16 protein-coding genes are annotated in these 18,799 nt (G+C 60.2%); 5 read left to right on the top strand and 11 right to left on the bottom strand.

Annotated elements, in window-relative coordinates:
* Positions 1 to 330 precede the first annotated feature (330 nt).
* Complete coding sequence (locus tag ACQY1K_RS23085) at positions 331 to 2,874, top strand: DNA translocase FtsK (protein WP_430260643.1); 2,544 nt, start codon at positions 331 to 333, stop codon at positions 2,872 to 2,874.
* A 50-nt stretch (positions 2,875 to 2,924) separates the two neighbouring features.
* On the opposite strand, the gene ACQY1K_RS23080 is transcribed toward ACQY1K_RS23085, so the two are convergent.
* The 5 genes from ACQY1K_RS23080 to ACQY1K_RS23060 are packed head-to-tail and all read right to left on the bottom strand — an operon-like array spanning position 2,925 to position 7,144.
* A complete protein-coding gene (locus tag ACQY1K_RS23080; protein ID WP_062454982.1) occupies positions 2,925 to 3,341 on the bottom strand; it encodes a DUF2177 family protein in 417 nt (138 codons plus the stop codon).
* A 37-nt stretch (positions 3,342 to 3,378) separates the two neighbouring features.
* The gene (locus tag ACQY1K_RS23075) at positions 3,379 to 3,759 is read right to left on the bottom strand and encodes a DUF2147 domain-containing protein (protein WP_062454379.1); all 381 of its coding nucleotides are present in this window, start codon (positions 3,757 to 3,759) and stop codon (positions 3,379 to 3,381) included.
* A complete protein-coding gene (locus ACQY1K_RS23070; RefSeq protein ID WP_062454382.1) occupies positions 3,752 to 4,984 on the bottom strand; it encodes an SAM-dependent methyltransferase in 1,233 nt (410 codons plus the stop codon). Before ACQY1K_RS23070 ends, ACQY1K_RS23075 begins: the two co-directional genes overlap by 8 nt.
* Complete coding sequence (locus tag ACQY1K_RS23065) at positions 4,971 to 5,786, bottom strand: DUF1365 domain-containing protein (protein WP_430259743.1); 816 nt, start codon at positions 5,784 to 5,786, stop codon at positions 4,971 to 4,973. The genes ACQY1K_RS23070 and ACQY1K_RS23065 overlap by 14 nt, the downstream gene beginning before the upstream one ends.
* Positions 5,783 to 7,144, bottom strand: a complete 1,362-nt coding sequence (locus ACQY1K_RS23060) for an NAD(P)/FAD-dependent oxidoreductase (RefSeq protein ID WP_430259741.1) — start codon at positions 7,142 to 7,144, stop codon at positions 5,783 to 5,785. Before ACQY1K_RS23060 ends, ACQY1K_RS23065 begins: the two co-directional genes overlap by 4 nt.
* Before the next feature lie 197 nt (positions 7,145 to 7,341).
* Between ACQY1K_RS23060 and ACQY1K_RS23055 the strand changes: the two genes are divergently transcribed.
* From ACQY1K_RS23055 to ACQY1K_RS23045, 3 genes are read left to right on the top strand one after another with little or no spacing between them, the layout of a single operon-like run.
* Complete coding sequence (locus ACQY1K_RS23055) at positions 7,342 to 8,136, top strand: DUF1295 domain-containing protein (RefSeq protein ID WP_430259739.1); 795 nt, start codon at positions 7,342 to 7,344, stop codon at positions 8,134 to 8,136.
* Between the two features lie 12 nt (positions 8,137 to 8,148).
* Positions 8,149 to 9,177 (top strand): SAM-dependent methyltransferase, encoded by a 1,029-nt coding sequence (locus tag ACQY1K_RS23050; protein ID WP_430259737.1) that lies wholly within the window; start codon positions 8,149 to 8,151, stop codon positions 9,175 to 9,177.
* 20 nt (positions 9,178 to 9,197) lie between these two features.
* Positions 9,198 to 10,232 carry a trans-3-hydroxy-L-proline dehydratase gene (locus tag ACQY1K_RS23045; RefSeq protein WP_430259735.1) on the top strand — a complete coding sequence of 345 codons (1,035 nt, stop codon included), beginning with the start codon at positions 9,198 to 9,200 and terminating at the stop codon, positions 10,230 to 10,232.
* A gap of 7 nt (positions 10,233 to 10,239) precedes the next feature.
* On the opposite strand, the gene ACQY1K_RS23040 is transcribed toward ACQY1K_RS23045, so the two are convergent.
* From ACQY1K_RS23040 to cyoA, 6 genes are read right to left on the bottom strand one after another with little or no spacing between them, the layout of a single operon-like run.
* A complete protein-coding gene (locus ACQY1K_RS23040) occupies positions 10,240 to 12,108 on the bottom strand; it encodes an adenine deaminase (protein ID WP_430259733.1) in 1,869 nt (622 codons plus the stop codon).
* A gap of 33 nt (positions 12,109 to 12,141) precedes the next feature.
* Complete coding sequence (locus ACQY1K_RS23035; protein ID WP_430259731.1) at positions 12,142 to 12,897, bottom strand: SURF1 family protein; 756 nt, start codon at positions 12,895 to 12,897, stop codon at positions 12,142 to 12,144.
* Positions 12,898 to 12,904: 7 nt separating this feature from the next.
* Positions 12,905 to 13,306, bottom strand: coding sequence for a cytochrome o ubiquinol oxidase subunit IV (cyoD, locus tag ACQY1K_RS23030; RefSeq protein WP_062454400.1), 402 nt, complete (start codon positions 13,304 to 13,306; stop codon positions 12,905 to 12,907).
* Positions 13,303 to 13,923 (bottom strand): cytochrome o ubiquinol oxidase subunit III, encoded by a 621-nt coding sequence (gene cyoC / locus ACQY1K_RS23025; RefSeq protein WP_062454402.1) that lies wholly within the window; start codon positions 13,921 to 13,923, stop codon positions 13,303 to 13,305. The genes cyoD and cyoC overlap by 4 nt, the downstream gene beginning before the upstream one ends.
* A 5-nt stretch (positions 13,924 to 13,928) precedes the next feature.
* Positions 13,929 to 15,932: a cytochrome o ubiquinol oxidase subunit I gene (cyoB, locus tag ACQY1K_RS23020; RefSeq protein ID WP_062454404.1), complete on the bottom strand. Its 2,004-nt coding sequence runs from the start codon at positions 15,930 to 15,932 to the stop codon at positions 13,929 to 13,931.
* Between the two features lie 11 nt (positions 15,933 to 15,943).
* Positions 15,944 to 17,065: a ubiquinol oxidase subunit II gene (cyoA, locus tag ACQY1K_RS23015; protein ID WP_244473942.1), complete on the bottom strand. Its 1,122-nt coding sequence runs from the start codon at positions 17,063 to 17,065 to the stop codon at positions 15,944 to 15,946.
* A 304-nt stretch (positions 17,066 to 17,369) separates the two neighbouring features.
* Here cyoA and ACQY1K_RS23010 point away from each other — a divergent pair, with 304 nt between their 5' ends.
* Complete coding sequence (locus ACQY1K_RS23010; protein WP_062454408.1) at positions 17,370 to 18,719, top strand: MFS transporter; 1,350 nt, start codon at positions 17,370 to 17,372, stop codon at positions 18,717 to 18,719.
* Positions 18,720 to 18,799: the final 80 nt, after the last annotated feature.

Here is an 18,799-nt window from a genome sequence, read left to right as displayed (position 1 = left end):
AATAACCACCAACTGCCCGAGTCTGTTCCGTCCCAAAGACCATTTCACCGGCGCCTTTTGTCACAGGCCATCACCGCGCTCGACGATTTATCGGCGCCGGCAACGCATGGTTAATGTTTGTTTTATATCCAAGGACGTTCGTGTCCCAGATTTGTTCATATGGTTTCATTGGTGGCAATGCGTCTCACAGGCCCGCAATTTCGCGAAACTGACAAGCTGGAAGCCCAGGCTTCCGAACTGCCGGATACCGGCCACTCTCACCCCATAAATCCGCCTGAGCCCCCGAATGCGGGGCAACAGGTGGCTTGCGACATCGTGTCGACAGTCCAGATGCAGGCCCACGAGATCGAGGCGCTGCCGGACTGGCAGAAGGCCTTCATGTTGGGCCCGACCGTTCGTTTCACCCGCACGCCGGAGAAAACCATCTCCAGGCGTGGGGCACCCTCCGGCCCGGAAGCGGAGGGCGAAGCCGTCGCTTCCCACGCCGTCCCCGAGGCTGTCACTCCCTCTATGGCGGCGCCAGCCGTTCAGGAGATTTCCGAGATTACTTTCACCCAAAGACATGACGGCGACGCGCTGTCAACCTCTATCGGCAGCTTCCTGTCGCCTGAACCCGGCGCCCGCAATCTCGTCGGCACTCTCGATCAGGCGCTGAGGGAACGCCGGGCCACGTTTGCCAGGGAAACCGTTGAACCGGTGCTGGTCGCAGTTGCGCCGCCGCAGCCTGAAGCAGTGATTGATGCTCCCGTGATTAGCACTGAAAGACAGTCTCCGATCGCCAACCTGCCGGATCATCTGTTCTTCGAGGTGATGAGCCTTGGAGAGGCCACCGGCGAAGAGTTCGCGCTGACCCCGCCTCCCCCTCCAAAGGTCGAGCAGAGACCTGTGTTCGTTGCTCAGCGTCCGCTCCCGACCTATCCGAAACAGCCGGTCCGGCCCGAACCTGTGCGGGTTGCCCTGAGGGCGCCGGTCATTCGCCAGCCGATCGAGACCCTGACCAAACGTCTGGTTGAAGAAATTCCGGTGGGGCCGTCGCCGCTTGATCTCTATCGTTCGATCACGTTGCGCCAGTCCGGCCACGATGCTGCGCCAAATCCGGTGGTGCCTCCAGTGCAGGATGCGCCCGTCATCGCTGCTCCGGTCATTCCTGAGCCTGTCATTCCTGAGCCTGTTATCGTTGCGCCCGTCATCGCTGAGACCGTCGTCGAGGCCCCGGCGCCTGCGGTCGCTCCCGTTGTGCCAGTAAAGTCGACGCGGCAGGTTGTCATGGCGACCCGCGCGATCTCTCCGATCCGGCCGTTTAACACCGAACCGCTGCATGCGTCCGACGACTACGAGTTCCCGTCGATCGAATTGCTGCAGGCACCGGTGGACGACCAGATCAGCCCCGTCAGCCAGGAAAGCCTGGAACAGAGCGCCGGGCTTTTGGAAAGCGTGCTGGAGGATTTCGGCATCCGCGGCGAGATCATCGACGTTCGTCCCGGCCCTGTCGTGACGCTCTACGAATTCGCCCCGGCACCCGGCGTCAAATCCTCGCGCGTCATCGGTCTTTCGGACGATATCGCCCGCTCCATGTCAGCGCTTTCGGCCCGCGTGGCTGTCGTTCCCGGTCGCAACGTGATCGGTATCGAACTGCCAAATCCCGTGCGCGAAACCGTCTACCTGCGTGAGCTGATCGAAAGCGGCACCTATGCGGGTACCGGCTTCAGGCTTCCGCTTTGCCTTGGCAAAACGATCGGCGGAGAACCCGTCGTCGCCGAGCTTGCGAAGATGCCGCACCTGCTCGTCGCCGGCACGACCGGTTCAGGCAAGTCGGTCGCGGTCAACACGATGATCCTATCGCTGATCTACCGTCTGCGGCCGGACCAGTGCAGGCTGATCATGGTCGATCCGAAGATGCTCGAATTGTCGGCCTATGACGGTATCCCGCATCTGCTCACCCCTGTCGTGACCGACCCCAAGAAAGCGGTTCTGGCGCTGAAATGGGCCGTGCGCGAAATGGAAGACCGCTATCGCAAGATGTCGCGTCTCGGCGTTCGCAATATCGACGGCTTCAACGCTCGTGTGGCGGCCGCGTCCGCATCCGGCGAGGTCATCTCGATCAGCGTCCAGGTCGGTTTCGACCGTCAGACCGGCGAGCCGATCAACGAGCAGCAGGACATGGACCTGACGCCGTTGCCGTATATCGTCGTCATCGTCGACGAGATGGCCGACCTGATGATGGTGGCCGGCAAGGAGATCGAAGGTGCGATCCAGCGGCTTGCGCAGATGGCGCGTGCTGCCGGCATCCACCTGATCATGGCGACGCAGCGGCCTTCGGTCGACGTCATCACCGGTACGATCAAGGCGAACTTCCCGACCCGTATCTCCTTCCAGGTGACGTCCAAGATCGACAGCCGTACGATCCTTGGCGAACAGGGTGCTGAAAACCTGCTCGGTCAGGGCGACATGCTGCATATGGTGGGCGGCGGACGCATTGCTCGCGTTCACGGTCCCTTCGTGTCGGACCAGGAAGTCGAGCGCATCGTTGCGCATCTGAAGACGCAAGGCCAGCCGCTCTATCTCGGCAGCGTCACGGAAGACGAAGAGGGTGAAGAGGTCGAGGAGGAAGACCAGGCGGTCTTCGACAGGTCCGCGATCAGCGAGGAAGACCGGGACGAGATGTACGAGCAGGCGATCAAGGTCGTCATGCGCGACAAGAAGTGCTCGACCTCCTACATCCAGCGCCGCCTATCGATCGGCTACAACAGGGCCGCATCGCTTGTCGAACGCATGGAGAAGGATGGGCTGGTCGGCCCGGCCAACCATGTGGGCAAACGAGAGATACTCGACCAGCGCGGTCAGCCGACCGTGGCCGAGGAGCCTGAACAGTAATAGCTCAAAGATATGGCCGGGATTTCCCGGCCATATTGTTTTCGAAACGCTTAGTGGTGTTTTGTTCTGAAGAACCGCAGAACGATCCAGGTGGCAAGACCGCTGGCGAGACCCGAAAGCAAGGTTCCCCAAATGATGTCGGCCACGGAAAGCAGCGTCGACCAGTTCTTCATGACCGCATGGTTGGTGAGATCGTAGGTCATGTACGACATAAACCCGATCGCTGCTCCCTGCCGCACCGCTGCTCCGACACCGCCTGCAATCAGGGCCGGACGCACTGCCATCAGCGTCAGTCCGCCGATGTAGAGAAGGTAGAAGATCACGGCAGGCGCGAGACGGAAACTCGGCAGAAGCATGTCGCCCATGACCGGCCGGTAAAGCAGGCTTGTCATCGTGCTGAGCCAGACGGAGTCTATCGCGCCGAACACGATGAACGTGGTGATGTAGGCAAGAGCCAGCGTCTTCAGCGAGATCTTCGCCATGGGTTCGTTCCCTCTTTCTGTGTCAGTCGATGCGGGACCAGTTGACGGCACGGCAAAGAATACCGCCAGCAACGCAGCCTTTTGTCGTCATCTTCTTTTCCGCGACAACGACCGTGATCTTGAACGTCATGTTGCGTTGTGGATCAAAGGCGGTACCGGAATAGGATCCGTCAGCTGTTCGGTCGATCCTCATGACCAGCTTGTCGCCGGCCTTCTCGCTTCCCGATCCGGGCTTGATCCATGTGTTGGTGGCGCAGATCTGGGCGCCGCAAGGCGCGATCTCGACCTTGGCATTGCCGTCGCCACGAGCCCAGTTGCCGTCCAGATCGGCGGCAAGAAGCGGCCCTGCCGACAGTGACAAGAGTGCTGCGACAGCACCGCCTCGCAAACCCAGATTACGCATGTTCAATCGTATAGAAGCCAACATTGATCGCTTCCTCCTCGAAGCCAGCCTCGCAATAGCAAAGGTAGTAGTCCCACAACCTACGGAAACGGCTGTCGAAACCGAGTTCCGCAATCTTCGGCCAGGCGGCGTGAAACCGCGTCCGCCACTCGGCCAGCGTCCGCGCATAGGACGCGCCAAAATGTTCGATGTCGCTGACGACAAGCCCGGATTTCTCAACGGCTGCCGTGAACGCGCTGTCCGAGGGAAGAAACCCTCCCGGAAACACGTATTTCTGGATGAAATCCGGATTGCGCCGATAGGAATCGAAGCGGTCCTCGTTGATCGAGATCACCTGCAAAACCGCACGGCCACCGGGCTTCAAACAGCGACGGATGGTGTCGAAATAAGCTGGCCAATAGGCCTCTCCGACCGCTTCGAACATCTCGATCGAGACGATCCGGTCGAATTGCCCTGATGTATCGCGGTAGTCCTGCAGTCGTAGATCGATCTGCCCCTCCACACCGGCCTGCCGGATGCGCTCGTTTGCAAAGGCCAGCTGCGAAGGAGAAAGAGTAAGGCCGGTGACCCGGGCATTGACGTTCTGTGCGAGGTCCAAGGCAAGAGCGCCCCAGCCGCAGCCGATCTCGAGCACGCTGTCGCCTTGGCTCATGGCGAGCTTTTCGCGGATACGCTCGAGTTTCTGACGCTGGGCATCTTCGAGAGACTGTCCCTGATGCTCGTAGAGCGCCGAGGAATAGAACATCGAAGGGTCTAGCCACTCAGCGTAGAACTCGTTGCCGAGATCGTAATGGGCCTCGATATTGCGTTTGCTGCCGCGCTTGGTATTGGCGTTGAGAAGATGCGACAGGCGAACCGCGATCCGGCCGAGATAGCCCCCATGGGTCGCAAGCGTCAGCCCATGCCGATTGCGTGCCGCAAACCGGATCACATTGGTAAGATCAGGTGTCGTCCATTCCTGCTTGAGATATCCTTCTGCAAAGCCGATGTCGCCCGCATGCAGAACGCGGCTCAGCATCCGCCAGCGCTTGATGACGATAACGGCGTCCGGCCCTTTTTCCGGCCCGGCCATCTCTATGGTGCGACCGGAAGGCAGCACAACGCGAATGGAACCGTAGCGGATACCGCTCAGCAGCCGGTTCACGACGCGCGCGCCGAAGCCGGCAACGCCAGCTCCGGGTGTGCGATCGGTCGTTACGGAGGTGAATTCGTCAGATTGGCTCATGGATTTCCACTTTGCGTAGGGGAACAGCAGGAGTGACGGAGACGGGGTTTTCCGGTGGCTTTGGACGCTTGCGCAAACGCACGCCCTTGAGCCAGATTTTCAGTGCCTCCCAATGGATGCCGCCGACGACCCGGAGCGTCAGGAAGGGAATGGCGAAGAAGGCCTTCAGAAGCGCCCGGTCTGTCAGATCACGGCGGTGCGCGAGATGACGGGCAGTCAGCATCGGCCCCTCGGCATCGAATGTATCGATCTTGATCGACAGCCGTTCGGACGGCGGCGTCACGCGAAAGGTATAGCGCTGGTCCATGTCCATGAACGGCGAGACATAAAATGCCTTGTCGCAGTGCTGGACGATCTCGCCGCCGACACGATTATCGGCCGGGATGAGGTAGCCATGGCGTTCCCCGAATGTGTTGTCCACTTCCCACAGGATCGCCTTCACCTCGCCGTCGCGTCCGTAGCAGAAGAAGATGCTGAGCGGATTGAAGGCCCAGCCGAGGATTCTCGGCATGGTGAGAAGCTTGATCGCCCCGCCATCCGGCTCCAGCCCGGCTTCGCGCATCAACTGCTCGATCTGGCCCCGAAGATCGGTTCCCGAGCGGTCGCCGCGATCTTTCCGACGAAACGAAAAGAGATTGAACCGATCGACCGAAAACAGTTTCAGACCACGATCGAGCGCGTCGAGCTCATCGAGATCGATCAGCAGCGAATAGATCCTGTAGGCCAGCCGATGCTCTTTCGGCCGCATGCGTGCATGCGTGACATGACCGGGATAAAGCGCCGACCGAAACGAAGCCGTCATGCCGTGACCTCGATCGGAACGGTAGCGCCGAGCGGCCGGCGCACGATGCGGGCGCTTTCCTCCGCGACCTTCCAGGGACGCCGCGTACCGCCAAGGTCTTCGGCAACCGCGAGGCCTGCCTGAAGGCCGTCCTCATGAAAGCCCGAGCCGAAGTGGGCGCCGCAGAACCATGTGTTGCGCACACCCTGAAGCGACCAGATTTCCCGTTGTGCCCGTTCGGTTGCCATGTCGAAGATCGGATGCTCGTAGATCTCGCGCCGAATGACGGCGTCCTCGCGGGGCTGACGTGGGGGATTGAGTGTCACAAAGGTCGGCGGCGCATCGCCAAGCGGCTGCAGCTTGTTCATCCAGTAGGTGATGGCAGGCTGGACCTGCGCCTCGCCGGTCTTTGCCGAATAATTCCAGCTGGACCATGCGCCCTTGCGCTTCGGCATGAAGCTCTGGTCGCTGTGCAGAATCGCCTCGTTGCGGGAATAGCGGAAGGCACCCAGAATGCGTGTCTCGTGGTCATCAGCGTCCGACAGAAGACGACGTGCCTGATCTGCGTGGGTGGCGATCACCACCTCGTCGAATGCCTGCCATCCGTCCGGTCCGGTAGAAATTTCAACACCGCCACCGGTTCGCCTGATCGCCTGGACGGGTGTCGACAGGCGAATGCGATCGCGAAAGTCAGCTGTCAGGCGATCCACATATTCCCGGCTTCCGCCCGTCACCGTGCGCCAGATCGGACGGTTCCAGAGTTCGAGCAGCCCGTGATTGCCGCAGAAGCGGACGAAGTTGACCGCGGGATACTCACCCACCTTACCCGCGGGCATCGACCAGATCGCAGCCGCCATCGGGTAGAGATGGTCGTCGCGGAACGCCCGGCCGTAGTGATGCCGGTCGAGGTAGTCATCGAGTGACAAACCGCCCATCGTCGACAGGTCACGCGGCGCATTGCGGTAGAAGCGGACGAGATCGCGCATCATCGACCAGAAGCGTGGGCTGACGATGTTGGACTTCTGGGCGAACAGTCCGAACCCTGTGCCACCAGAATATTCGAAACCGCCATCGTCGAGAGAGACGGCGAAGGACATGCTGGAGGCCGTGGTTGGAACATCCAAATGACGGAACAACGCCGTCAGATTAGGATAGGTCACCTCGTTATAGACGATGAAGCCGGTGTCGACGGAAACGGTTCTTCCCGATGCGTCGAAATCCACGGTATGGCTGTGGCCGCCGATACGATCGGCTGCCTCGAACATGGTAACATCGTGGGCCTTGGCCAGAAGCCATGCAGCGGACATGCCGGATATTCCACTCCCGACAACTGCGATGCGTCGACGTCCCGAGGTCCTATGCGTCTCACGAAATGCCATACAATTCCCCCAGCTCCCAAAGCAATCGATCACCTGCCCTGTGGGCTCTGTAATCATTACGAGAGATTGAGATAGAGAGTTTCACGCAATATCACTTCTTTTTGCGACATTTTTTCCAAGTCCATGAAACTGATTGGCTATGTCAGCCGTAGAGGGACACAAAGAACGTGTCGGGCTTTCTACGTTCGAGGAGACCAATGGATTACATTCACCTCATTTTTCTGGCGATAGGCCTGTCGCTGGCCATGGCAATCTCCTGGGCCGTACAGCGCGCGACGGGTGCGAGCGGCTGGATAGACACGATCTGGTCGCTGGCCGTCGGCGTCGGCGGCGTGGCTGCGGCCTATCTGGCGGCCGGTCCCGTCGAGCGCCGCGTGACAGCAATCGTCATCGTTGCGGCCTGGTCGCTGAGGCTTGCCTTCCATATTGGCGCCCGCACGCGGCTCGGTGGCGAGGATCCCCGCTACGAAAAGCTTATCAAGGAATGGGGCGATCGCGCTTCCTTCCGCCTGTTCTATTTTCTCCAGATCCAGGCGGTCGCTGCCTTCATTCTTGTGCTTGCAGTCTACTGCGCCGCTTCGAACCCGACAGAATACCCGCAGGTGGGCGATCTTCTCGCGCTTGCCGTGGCAGCGATTGCCGTTATCGGCGAGATGGTAGCCGACGTTCAGCTCTCGAGATTCCGCAAGACGCCGGAAGCCAAGCGGGAAATCTGCCAGAAGGGGCTGTGGGCCTATTCCCGCCACCCTAACTATTTCTTCGAATGGCTGTTCTGGTGCAGCTGGCCGCTGATGGCGCTTCCGGCGCTGGGCTTTGCCGCGATCGCGCTTCTCGCACCGGTGATGATGTACTGGCTGCTGGTGCACGTCTCCGGCATTCCGCCGCTTGAGGAACACATGCTGAAATCCCGGGGTGACCAGTTCCGTGCTGTCCAGGCACGCGTCAACGCATTTTTCCCCGGTCCGCGTCGATCCAAACTCTCAACACAATAAGGGAACGCCACGATGAACATGCTGGCCTTTGCCATCAATACGGCTGAACGAGCACCCTTAAGCGATGGCGTGACGCTTGCCGGGATCGACTTTCTATGCGGTCGCACCAAGCGGAAGCTGGCCTCCACGCCGGCAACCGCCGAGGACGCGTTCGCAAGGTCGATGGCCGACTTTCCGATCGCCACCCATACGGATGATGCCAACCGCCAGCATTACGAACTCCCGCCAGAGTTCTTCAGCCTCGCTCTCGGTCCACAGCGGAAATACTCCTGCGCATTGTATCTGGCTGACGATACCACGCTTGCGGAAGCGGAATCCTACGCGCTGGCCGAGACCGTGCGACACGCGGAACTGAGTGATGGAATGGACATTCTCGAGCTCGGCTGCGGCTGGGGTTCGCTGTCGCTCTACATGGCCCAGCATTTTCCCAATGCCCGGATCACCTCCGTCTCCAACTCGGCCCCGCAGCGTGAGCACATCCTCAGCGAAATCGAGCGGCTGAAGCTCGACAACCTCACCGTCATCACCGCCGACATGAACGACTTTTCGACGGATGAGACCTACGACCGGGTCGTTTCGGTGGAAATGTTCGAACACATGTCGAACTGGCGAGGCCTTATGGAGCGCACAAGAGGCTGGCTGAAGCCCGACGGAAAGCTGTTCCTGCACGTGTTCACCCACAAGGATCGGTCCTACCGGTTCGAGCACGACAACCCAGCTGACTGGATTGCCCACCATTTCTTCACCGGCGGCATCATGCCCGCGCACGACCTGCCGCGGCGTTTCGATGATATTTTCACCGTCGAACAAGACTGGCGCTGGTCGGGTCTCAACTATCGCCGCACCGCGATGCACTGGCTTGAAAATTTCGATCGCGAGATCGGGCAGATCCAACCAATTTTGAAGGACGTCTATGGGAAGAACGCCTGCCTCTGGCAGCGTCGCTGGCGTCTGTTCTTCCTTGCCACTGCCGGATTGTTCGGCCATGACAAGGGAGAGGTCTGGGGCGTCGGGCATTACCTGATGACACCCAAGCGGTAACATCTGCCGGGGGGTCGCGTTTGCGCACATCAAAGGTCATCCACATCGTCAGCTGCCATGCGGAGGGCGAAGTCGGGGATGTCATCGTCGGCGGTGTACTCCCGCCGCCGGGCGATACACTCTGGGACCAGTCCCGCTTCATCGCCCGTGACGAGACGCTGCGCAACTTCGTGCTGAACGAGCCCCGTGGCGGTGTCTTCCGGCACGTGAACCTGCTGGTGCCGCCGAAGGATCCGCGCGCCCAGATGGGCTGGATCATCATGGAGCCCGCCGACACGCCACCGATGTCCGGCTCCAACTCCATCTGTGTTGCGACCGTACTGCTCGACACCGGCATCATTCCCATGACCGAGCCGGTGACACGCATGACGCTCGAAGCGCCAGGCGGCCTGGTCGAGGTCACAGCGGAATGCCGCGACGGCAAGGCCGAACGGATTACGGTGCGCAACGTGCCATCCTTTACGGACAAGCTCGCAGTGTCGCTGGAAGTGGCCGGCTTCGGAACACTGACGGTTGACACAGCCTATGGCGGCGACAGTTTCGTCATCGTCGATGCGGCTTCACTGGGGTTCGAGGTGAAACCCGACGAGGCACGCGAGATTGCAGAAGCGGGCGTGAAGATTACCGCGGCCGCCAACGAGCAGATCGGCTTTACCCATCCGGACAATGCCGGCTGGGACCACATTTCCTTCTGCCAGATTGCAACTCCCCTCACCCGGGAAAACGGCGTGCTGAGCGGTGCAAACGCCGTCGTCATCCAGCCCGGCAAGATCGACAGGTCACCCACCGGCACGGGCTGCTCGGCGCGTATGGCGGTTCTCTACGCCCGCGGCGAAATGGCGATCGGCGAGACCTATATCGGACGCTCGATCATCGGTTCGGAATTCCACTGCCGTATCGATTCGACGACGCGTGTCGGTGATCGCGAGGCAATCTACCCGCTGATCTCCGGCCGCGCCTGGATTACCGGCACGCATCAGCTGATGCTCGATCCGTCCGATCCGTGGCCGGGCGGCTATCGTCTGTCGGATACCTGGCCGAAGCTCGGAGCGTGACGCCGCGTCAAAACACGACCGGATGGGTTTTACCGGTCTGGACGTTGACGAACCCCTGCGGTGCATAATCGCTCGGGGCGACCAGCACCCAGCGCCAGGGAGCGCAGGTCAGCGTCGCAAAGGCGAGACGCTCCGGGAAGCCGGCGGACCAGCGCGGATGGAAACTCGGCTCGAACATCCACTCGACCTTTTCGCCCTCGGCATAGAGCGCCTGCATCTCCTCGTGCAGCGCTTCCGCCGACCGGCAGCTCATCAGCCCCGCCACCTCGTAGCGAACCCGTGCAACGACGTTTCCATCGCGGACCAATGCCCATCCACCGTCATTGGCGGCGACGGCGTTGACGGCGGTGGCCATGGCCTCATCCGACGATCCGACGCACCAGATATTGTGCTTGTCATGCGCCATGGAGCAGGCAAGCGCCGTGTCCGGCGTTCGTGGACCGCAGCCGAGCCAGAACATTTTCGACACCGCTCCCTTGCCCGAGAAGCGGTCGACGATCGAGAACTTGGTGATGTTGCGATCGGCATCGCGCTGGACGAGCCCATCTTCGACGGGAAGCTCGAAGGTCAGGAAATCATCGGTCCAGTGGAACGGTCGCAACACCGCAGCCGTCATCGTTTCGCGGCCGGGGTGAGCGGCGATCGCGAAATCCGCGGCCGTCAGCTCGCGGCCGATATTGATGGTCTTCGTTGCCCAGTCCGGCCAGTCGATTTTGGGCACCTCGGGCAGATAGCGCTTGCCCTCCGAGACCTGGATGCCATCGGCCCAGACCTTGGCGATCTCGAATTTTTCGACATCGGACAGAAGCACGATATCGGCATAACGTCCCGGCGCGATCGTACCGACCCAGGGCGTCAGGCGCATGTGACGGGCCGGGTTGATCGTCACGCATTGGATGGCGATCTCGGGCGCCAGGCCTGCCTTGATGGCGAGGCGAACATTGTAATCGGTGGCGCCGAGTGTCAGCGTATCGGAAGCGCTGCGATCGTCGGTCGTCAGCGCGATCTGCGACCAGTCCGCGAGGCCCTTCTCGAGAAGACCGGCGATGACCTCCGGCAGACTGTGCGGGCGCAGTTCCATGAAGAGGCCGAGGGTCAGCTTGTCCCAGAACTCCTCGACGGTCCAGGCTTCGTGATCGGAGGCAAGGCCGGCGGCGGCGAAAGCGTTGATGGTCGGAATGTCGCGAATGCCGGCCGCGTGACCTTCGACGACGCCGCGCTTCTCAAATGTTGCTCTGATCATGCCCCAGAGCCGGTCGTAGGAAGGGCTGGTTCTGTCCCACACGCCCGGCCAGTCCATCACCTCGTCGAGACCCGCAACCATCAGGCTTTCGGTCATGAACTGCTTCTGCTCGTCGTAGCCGAGATAGCCGCCACCGTGCTCATAACCTGTGGGCGGCACGGCCGAGCCGGGCAGCGGAAAGATCTTGAGCGGCGAACCGGCCGCGCGGGCCTTCAGCCAGAATTCAAGCGTCCTCGCGCCGTTGACGTTCGAAAACTCATGGCTTGCCTCACAGGTCCAGGTATTGCCGCGGGGAAGAACGAGTACTGCTTCCCATTCCGGTGTCAAATGCGAGCTTTCGATATGCTTGTGCACCTCTCCAAGCCCTGGAATGGCAGCCAGATCGGGTTCATGCACCCGGTGAGAGACGGTGCCCGGATAGGATCCCGCATCGCCGACATAGGCAATGCGGCGGCCCTTGATGATGATTTCCTGATCGGTGCGCCATATCCGGGTGCTGACATCAAGCAGCCGCCCTACCCGGAGCGATGTATCCGCCGGCAGCTTGCCAAGTGCGACGAGCGTCAGTTCCTGGCGAACCGCGATCTCGACATCAGAATCGAGGCCAATATCGCTGATGGCGGGAGTATCCAAGGCGCGTTCTCCTCAAGATGAAATCGTTGCGGATCAACCGGCCGCGCGCTGCAAGCGTCCGAAGAAGATCGCAGCACCGAGAGACATGATTGCGAGCGCAAACCAGGTCAGTGCGTAACTCAGATGGCTGTTGGGAAATTGGATGACGGTCAGGCCGCCGACCGGATAGCCACCCGGGTTCGACGTTGCGTCCGCATCGATGAAATAGGGCATGACGCCCTGAAGACCGCGCGACGCGCTGATCGCTGCGACATCGCGCGAATACCAACGCTCGTTGCCCGGATCGTTCTCCCGCAGGAAGCCGCCGCCGGGTTCGGAGAGGCGGACAAGACCTGTGACGGCGGCTTCGCCGACGGTCTGGCTTTCAACCCGGGTTGAGGGATCCCTGCGGTCAGGGGGCACGAAGCCGCGATTGATCAGGATCGTCCTGCCGTCTTCAAGCTTCAGAGGCGTCACGACCCAGTATCCGGGCCCTAGCTTCGTCACGGCCTGAACCAGCGCTTCCTTCGTGTGATCGAAGGACCCGGAGATGGCGACGTGGAGATATTCGATATCGTCAGGTGACTGGCCGGCTGCCGGAGGTGCCACCGGCGTTGCATGCACACGGGCGTCGACCCTTGCGATAAGATCGAGCTTCCAGAACAGGCGTTGCACCTGCCAGGATCCGAGCGCCACGAAAATCAGCGCCGCGAAGACCAGAAACGCCCGCATGGTATGGGAGCGAGAACGGGAAAGTGGCGCGGAATGACCCGCGCCACTTTGATTGGTGTCTGTCTCAACCGGTCTCATGACCGCCTCAAGGCATGTTCTTCATCATCTCCGGCGACATGACCATCATGTTTGCATTGAGATGGTGCATGACCCAGAGCGAGCCGGAGAGAGCGATGACCACGATGACGATCGTGAAGATCAGTGCCATCGCCGTCCAGCCGCCTTCGGACTTGGTGTTCATGTGCAGGAAGTAGATCATGTGCACGACGATCTGGATGACGCCGAAGATCATAACCAGAGCGCCGGTGACAGCCTTGTTGTCGAAGACGTCGCCCATCACAAGCCAGAATGGTATCGCCGTCAGGATCACCGACAGGATGAAGCCGGTCGTATAGCTTTTCAGCGAACCGTGGCTCGCCTCGTGCCCGTGGCTATGGGCGTGATGCGCTGCGTGCGCATCTTCGTGCGCGGGTGCTTTGTCGGTCATCCGAGGACTCCCATGAGGTAAACGACGGAGAAGACGCCGATCCAGATGACGTCGAGGAAGTGCCAGAACATCGAGAGGCACATCAGGCGACGGCGGTTTTCCGGGATCAGGCCATGCTTGGAAACCTGCACCATCAGCGTGACCAACCAGATGATACCGAAGGTGACGTGCAGACCGTGGGTTCCGACCAGCGTGAAGAACGCCGACAGGAACGCAGAGCGCTGCGGGCCGGCACCTTCGTGCAGGAGATGGCTGAATTCGTAAAGCTCGATGCCCAGGAAGGCGAGACCGAACACGCCGGTCACGCCCAGCCAGAACAGCGTCTCCGCCTTGGCGCCACGCTCCATCTGAAGCATCGCGAACCCGTAGGTGATCGACGAGAACAGCAGCATCGCGGTATTGAGCGCGACGAGCGGCAGGTCGAACAGATCCGCCGGCGATGGGCCGGCCGCATAATTGCGGCCGACGACAGCGTAGGTGGCGAACAGGATCGCGAAGATCAGGCAGTCGCTCATCAGGTAGAGCCAGAACCCAAGATTGGTGCTGTTCTCCGGATGATGATCTTCTTCCAGGTAGAATTGCGGGTTTTCCGCCGTCTCTGTTTTAGAAGCACTCATGGTTATCACACCTGCCTAGCGAGCAGTTCGGTCCGCTTGTTCTCTTCCGCGACAACGTCGTCCGCCGGAATGTAGTAGTCGCGGTTGTAGTTGAACGTATGGACGATCGACACAACGATGATGGCGATGAAGGACAGGGCAGCAAGCCACCACATGTACCAGATCAGGCCGAAGGCGAGTGCCACGCTGATGCCGGAGAGGATCGCGCCGGTGCCGGTGTTCTTCGGCATGTGGATCGGCTTGAAACCCTGAAGAGGACGCGCATAACCGCGGTTCTTCATGTCGTACCAGCTGTCGTGATCGTGGACCACCGGAGTGAAGGCGAAGTTGTAGTCCGGTGGCGGCGACGACGTCGACCATTCCAGAGTACGGCCGTGCCATGGGTCGCCCGTTTCGTCCCTCAGTTCATCACGCTTCCAGACGCTGACGCCGATCTGGATGATGAATGAGGCGATACCGATGGCAATCATACCTGCACCGCATGCTGCGATGATGAACCAGATCTGCAGCGACGGATCTTCGAACTGCGATACGCGGCGGGTGACGCCCATCAGGCCAAGAACGTAGAGCGGCATGAAGGCGAAGTAGAAGCCGACGAACCAGAACCAGAACGATACCTTGCCCCAGAATTGGTTCAGCTTGAAGCCGAACGCCTTCGGGAACCAGTAGTTGACGCCTGCGAGAAGGCCGAACAGCACGCCGCCGATGATGACGTTGTGGAAGTGGGCGATCAGGAACAGCGAGTTGTGGAGCACGAAGTCGGCAGGCGGAACAGCCAGCATGACGCCGGTCATACCACCGATGGCGAAGGTCACCATGAAGCCGACCGTCCAGAGCATCGGGACGTCGTAGCGAATACGACCGCGATACATCGTGAACAGCCAGTTGAACATCTTCGCGCCCGTCGGGATCGAGATGATCATCGTGGTGATGCCGAAGAAGGCGTTGACCGAAGCACCCGAACCCATCGTGAAGAAGTGGTGCAGCCACACGAGGTAGGACAGGATCATGATCACGCAGGTCGCGTAGACCATCGAGGCATAGCCGAACAGGCGCTTGCCGGAGAAGGTCGCAACGATTTCCGAGAAGATCCCGAACACCGGAAGGATCAGGATGTAGACTTCCGGGTGACCCCAGATCCAGATCAGGTTCACGTACATCATCGGGTTACCGCCGAGGTCGTTCGTGAAGAAGTTGGTGCCGACGTAACGGTCAAGCGACAGCAGCACGAGGGTTGCGGTCAGGATCGGGAACGAGGCAACGATCAGGATGTTGGTGCAGAGTGCCGTCCAGGTGAAGATCGGCATCTTCATGAAGGACATGCCGGGAGCACGCATCTTCACGATTGTCGCGATCAGGTTGATACCCGACAACGTCGTGCCGACGCCCGCCACCTGCAGACCCCAGATGTAATAATCGACCCCGACGCCCGGGCTGTAGTCAGCGCCCGACAGTGGTGGATAGGCCAGCCAGCCGGTACGTGCGAACTCGCCGATGAACAGCGAGATCATGATGATGATCGCACCGGCCGTCGTCATCCAGAACGAGAAGTTGTTCAGGAACGGGAACGAGACGTCACGCGCGCCGATCTGCAGCGGCACGATATAGTTCATGAAACCGGTAACGAAGGGCATCGCCACGAAGAAGATCATGATCACGCCATGGGCGGTGAAGATCTGGTCGTAGTGGTGAGAGTTGAGGTAACCCTCGTTGCCGTTGAAGGCGATGGCCTGCTGTACGCGCATCATGATGGCGTCGGCAAAGCCGCGGAACAGCATGATGATGGCCAGCACGATGTACATGATGCCGATTTTTTTGTGATCGACACTGCAAACCCAGTCGCGCCAGAATGGCCCCCAGAGCTTGAAGTAGGTCATGAGACCCACCACGCCGATGCCGCCCAGACACACGGCCGCAAACGTCACGATCAGGATCGGTTCGTGAAACGGCAGTGATTCGAAGGACAACCTTCCGAAGATAAACTTCAGGATGTCAGGATTGGAAAACATGGGACAACCCGTTAATTGTTGATCTGCGCAGGCGCCGGATCGGCGTCGCCATTGTTCGTGTCCGGCATCGAGTGGTTGCCGTGACCTTGCTCATTGTGCGGCTGTTCATCGCTCTTGGCAGGTGTGCCAGTCGCGGGGAAAGTCGCGGCGTTTGTACCTTCCGCATCTCCGATACGACGATTGTCATACTGAAGTTTCGCGCGGTTCTCGTGGCTCTCAGTGCCGGCACCACCCATCATGTCGATATGCATCATTTCGTTCATGCACATCTTGCCCGGTTCGGCACACATGTTGAGGATCGCGCTGTAGAGATCCTTGTCGGCCGCCGCAAAGTAGCGGATCGGCTCGCGCTCGGACGGCTTCTCAAGCTTCAGATAGGCATCGCGGTTGAGTGCGGTACCCTGCTGCTTGACCTTTGCGATCCAGCCGTCGAAGCCTTCGGCCGTGTAGCCGTGGAACTTGAAGCGCATGTGCGAGAACCCGGCACCGCTGTAGTTTGCCGAAAGCCCCTCGAACTCGCCTTCCTTGTTGATGACGGCGTGCAGTTTGGTCTGCATCCCCGGCATCGCGTAGATCTGGCCGGCGAGCGCCGGAATGTAGAACGAGTTCATCACCGAGCTCGAGGTGATCTCGAACGTGATCGGGCGATCGACCGGTGCGGCCATCTCGTTGACCGTGGCGATGCCGTATTCCGGATAGAAGAACAGCCACTTCCAGTCGAGCGCCACGACTTGAACCGTCAGAGGCCGCGTTTCGGCGGGAACCGGACGTTCCGCATCTAGGCGGTCGAGAGGACGATACGGGTCAAGACGGTGGGTGCTGATCCAGGTGATCGCACCGAGCGCGACAATGATCGCCAGCGGCGCGGCCCAGATAACCACTTCGAGCCGTGTCGAGTGATGCCATTCCGGATCGTATTTTGCTGTTGTGTTCGCATGACGATAGTGCCAGGCGAAGTAGAGCGTGAGAAACACGACCGGCACGATGATCAGCAGCATCAGAACGGTCGAGACGATAATCAGATCTGCCTGCTGCCTGGCGATATCGCCTGATGGCGACATCACGACGAGATTGCAGCCCGAAAGGGTGGCCAAAAGCGGCAGCAAAGCGATTTGGATGAGACGTTTCAACATTGGGAACATTGGTCTGCTCGAAACTTTCGATGTGTCCAGTCGGCCTAACGGAGCAAGCAACTGATCTCCATGAGGTGTTTCGTCGCAGTGCAATAACTTTTTCGCGCTGCAATGCAAGCGGGGTGTGTGGATTGATGATGGTCGTTGCAAAAACATCAACTCCGCCTCAATGTCCATCTGTTGCCATGGGTGCCTCAGAAAACACCAAAATCCGCCCAAAATATGCTTTTTGCGCGACGTCTTGATTGACAGCTGGTACGCCCGACATTCTCATGTGGAAACAGACGTGCAGGAGAACACATTCATGAGCCAACTTGCCAATCCTACATCCACAGAGATGGAACGGGATGCCCGGCAGATCCACGACGACAAGCCGGTCGAACCGAGCAATATTGCTATCGGGGTCGTCATCGGCAGAATGTCGGAATTTTTCGACTTCTTCGTGTACGGCCTCGCCTCGGTCCTGGTTTTCCCTCGCGTGGTCTTTCCGTTTGCCGGAGACCCGGTCACCGCCACGCTTTACTCGTTTGCGATCTTCTCGCTCGCGTTCATCGCGCGTCCTGTTGGCTCGGTGGTCTTCATGTGGGTCGACCGTACCTATGGACGCGGCACGAAGCTGACGATTGCCCTTCTCGTGCTCGGTGGCTCGACGGCCTCGATCGCCTTCCTGCCCGGCTATGAGACGATCGGATACTGGTCGCCGGCTCTGCTGGCGCTGTTCCGTCTCGGCCAGGGTTTTGCGCTGGGTGGAGCCTGGGACGGTCTTGCATCGCTGCTGGCACTGAATGCACCCCCGAACCGCCGCGGCCTTTACGCGATGATCCCGCAGCTCGGCGCGCCATTCGGGTTTGCGCTCGCGAGCGTCCTGTTCGGCTATTTCGTCTTCAATCTCTCCGACGCCGACTTCCTGAGCTGGGGCTGGCGCTATCCGTTCTTCGTCGCGTTTGCCATCAACGTTGTGGCCCTGTTTGCTCGTCTGCGCATTGTTGCATCGAAAGAGTTCGGCGATGCGCTCGAAGCGCACGAATTGCAGGCAAAGCCGGTTCTGGAAGTGCTGCGCGTTCACGGGGGCGACGTCGTTCTCGGCGCCTTTGCCCCGCTTGCAAGCTTCGCGATGTTCCACCTTGTAACGATCTTCCCGCTGAGCTGGGTGACACTTTTCGGTGGCCAGAGCGCCGGGAAATTCCTGTTCGTCCAGGTCATCGGTGCTTTGCTCGGACTCGTGACGGTCGTGATCTCCGGTCTTCTTGCAGACAGGATCGGTCGTCGCCGCCAGTTGATCATTGGTGCGGTGATCATCGCCATCTTCAGCTTTACGGCGCCGTTCCTGCTGAATGCGGGCGGTACCGGCCAGGATGCATTCATCATCATCGGCTTTGCCATCCTCGGCCTTTCCTTTGGTCAGGCCTCCGGTTCGGTTTCGTCGCGCTTCAGCCAGCCTTACCGTTACACCGGTTCGGCCCTGACCTCCGACCTCGCATGGTTGGTCGGCGCAGGTTTTGCGCCACTGACCGCGCTCGGTCTCGCGAGCCAGTTCGGCATCATCTTCATCGGCGGATACCTGATTTCGGGTGCCATCTGCACGATCGTCGCCCTGATGCTCAGCCGTGCACCCGACAGGTCGGCCGACAGCCCGCAGGGTGTCGCGACCTGATCGAACGGGTTAAAGCCTATAGACAGACGAAAAGGGTCAGCCAGCGCTGGCCCTTTTTATTTCGGGCACAGCTTACCCGG

This window comes from Neorhizobium sp. IRS_2294 (assembly GCF_050500145.1).
Lineage (GTDB): Bacteria > Pseudomonadota > Alphaproteobacteria > Rhizobiales > Rhizobiaceae > Neorhizobium > Neorhizobium soli.
This window is presented reverse-complemented; position numbering and strand designations above follow the sequence as displayed.

Excerpts from the sequence above, each read along its gene's own strand:
- ACQY1K_RS23085 (WP_430260643.1), top strand. The coding sequence starts at position 331 with ATGCAGGCCCACGAGATCGAGGCGCTGCCGGACTGGCAGAAGGCCTTC.
- ACQY1K_RS23075 (WP_062454379.1), bottom strand. The coding sequence starts at position 3,759 with ATGCGTAATCTGGGTTTGCGAGGCGGTGCTGTCGCAGCACTCTTGTCA.
- ACQY1K_RS23070 (WP_062454382.1), bottom strand. The coding sequence starts at position 4,984 with ATGAGCCAATCTGACGAATTCACCTCCGTAACGACCGATCGCACACCC.
- ACQY1K_RS23065 (WP_430259743.1), bottom strand. The coding sequence starts at position 5,786 with ATGACGGCTTCGTTTCGGTCGGCGCTTTATCCCGGTCATGTCACGCAT.
- ACQY1K_RS23060 (WP_430259741.1), bottom strand. The coding sequence starts at position 7,144 with ATGGCATTTCGTGAGACGCATAGGACCTCGGGACGTCGACGCATCGCA.
- ACQY1K_RS23055 (WP_430259739.1), top strand. The coding sequence starts at position 7,342 with ATGGATTACATTCACCTCATTTTTCTGGCGATAGGCCTGTCGCTGGCC.
- ACQY1K_RS23050 (WP_430259737.1), top strand. The coding sequence starts at position 8,149 with ATGAACATGCTGGCCTTTGCCATCAATACGGCTGAACGAGCACCCTTA.
- ACQY1K_RS23035 (WP_430259731.1), bottom strand. The coding sequence starts at position 12,897 with ATGAGACCGGTTGAGACAGACACCAATCAAAGTGGCGCGGGTCATTCC.
- cyoD (WP_062454400.1), bottom strand. The coding sequence starts at position 13,306 with ATGACCGACAAAGCACCCGCGCACGAAGATGCGCACGCAGCGCATCAC.
- cyoC (WP_062454402.1), bottom strand. The coding sequence starts at position 13,923 with ATGAGTGCTTCTAAAACAGAGACGGCGGAAAACCCGCAATTCTACCTG.
- cyoB (WP_062454404.1), bottom strand. The coding sequence starts at position 15,932 with ATGTTTTCCAATCCTGACATCCTGAAGTTTATCTTCGGAAGGTTGTCC.
- cyoA (WP_244473942.1), bottom strand. The coding sequence starts at position 17,065 with ATGTTGAAACGTCTCATCCAAATCGCTTTGCTGCCGCTTTTGGCCACC.
- ACQY1K_RS23010 (WP_062454408.1), top strand. The coding sequence starts at position 17,370 with ATGAGCCAACTTGCCAATCCTACATCCACAGAGATGGAACGGGATGCC.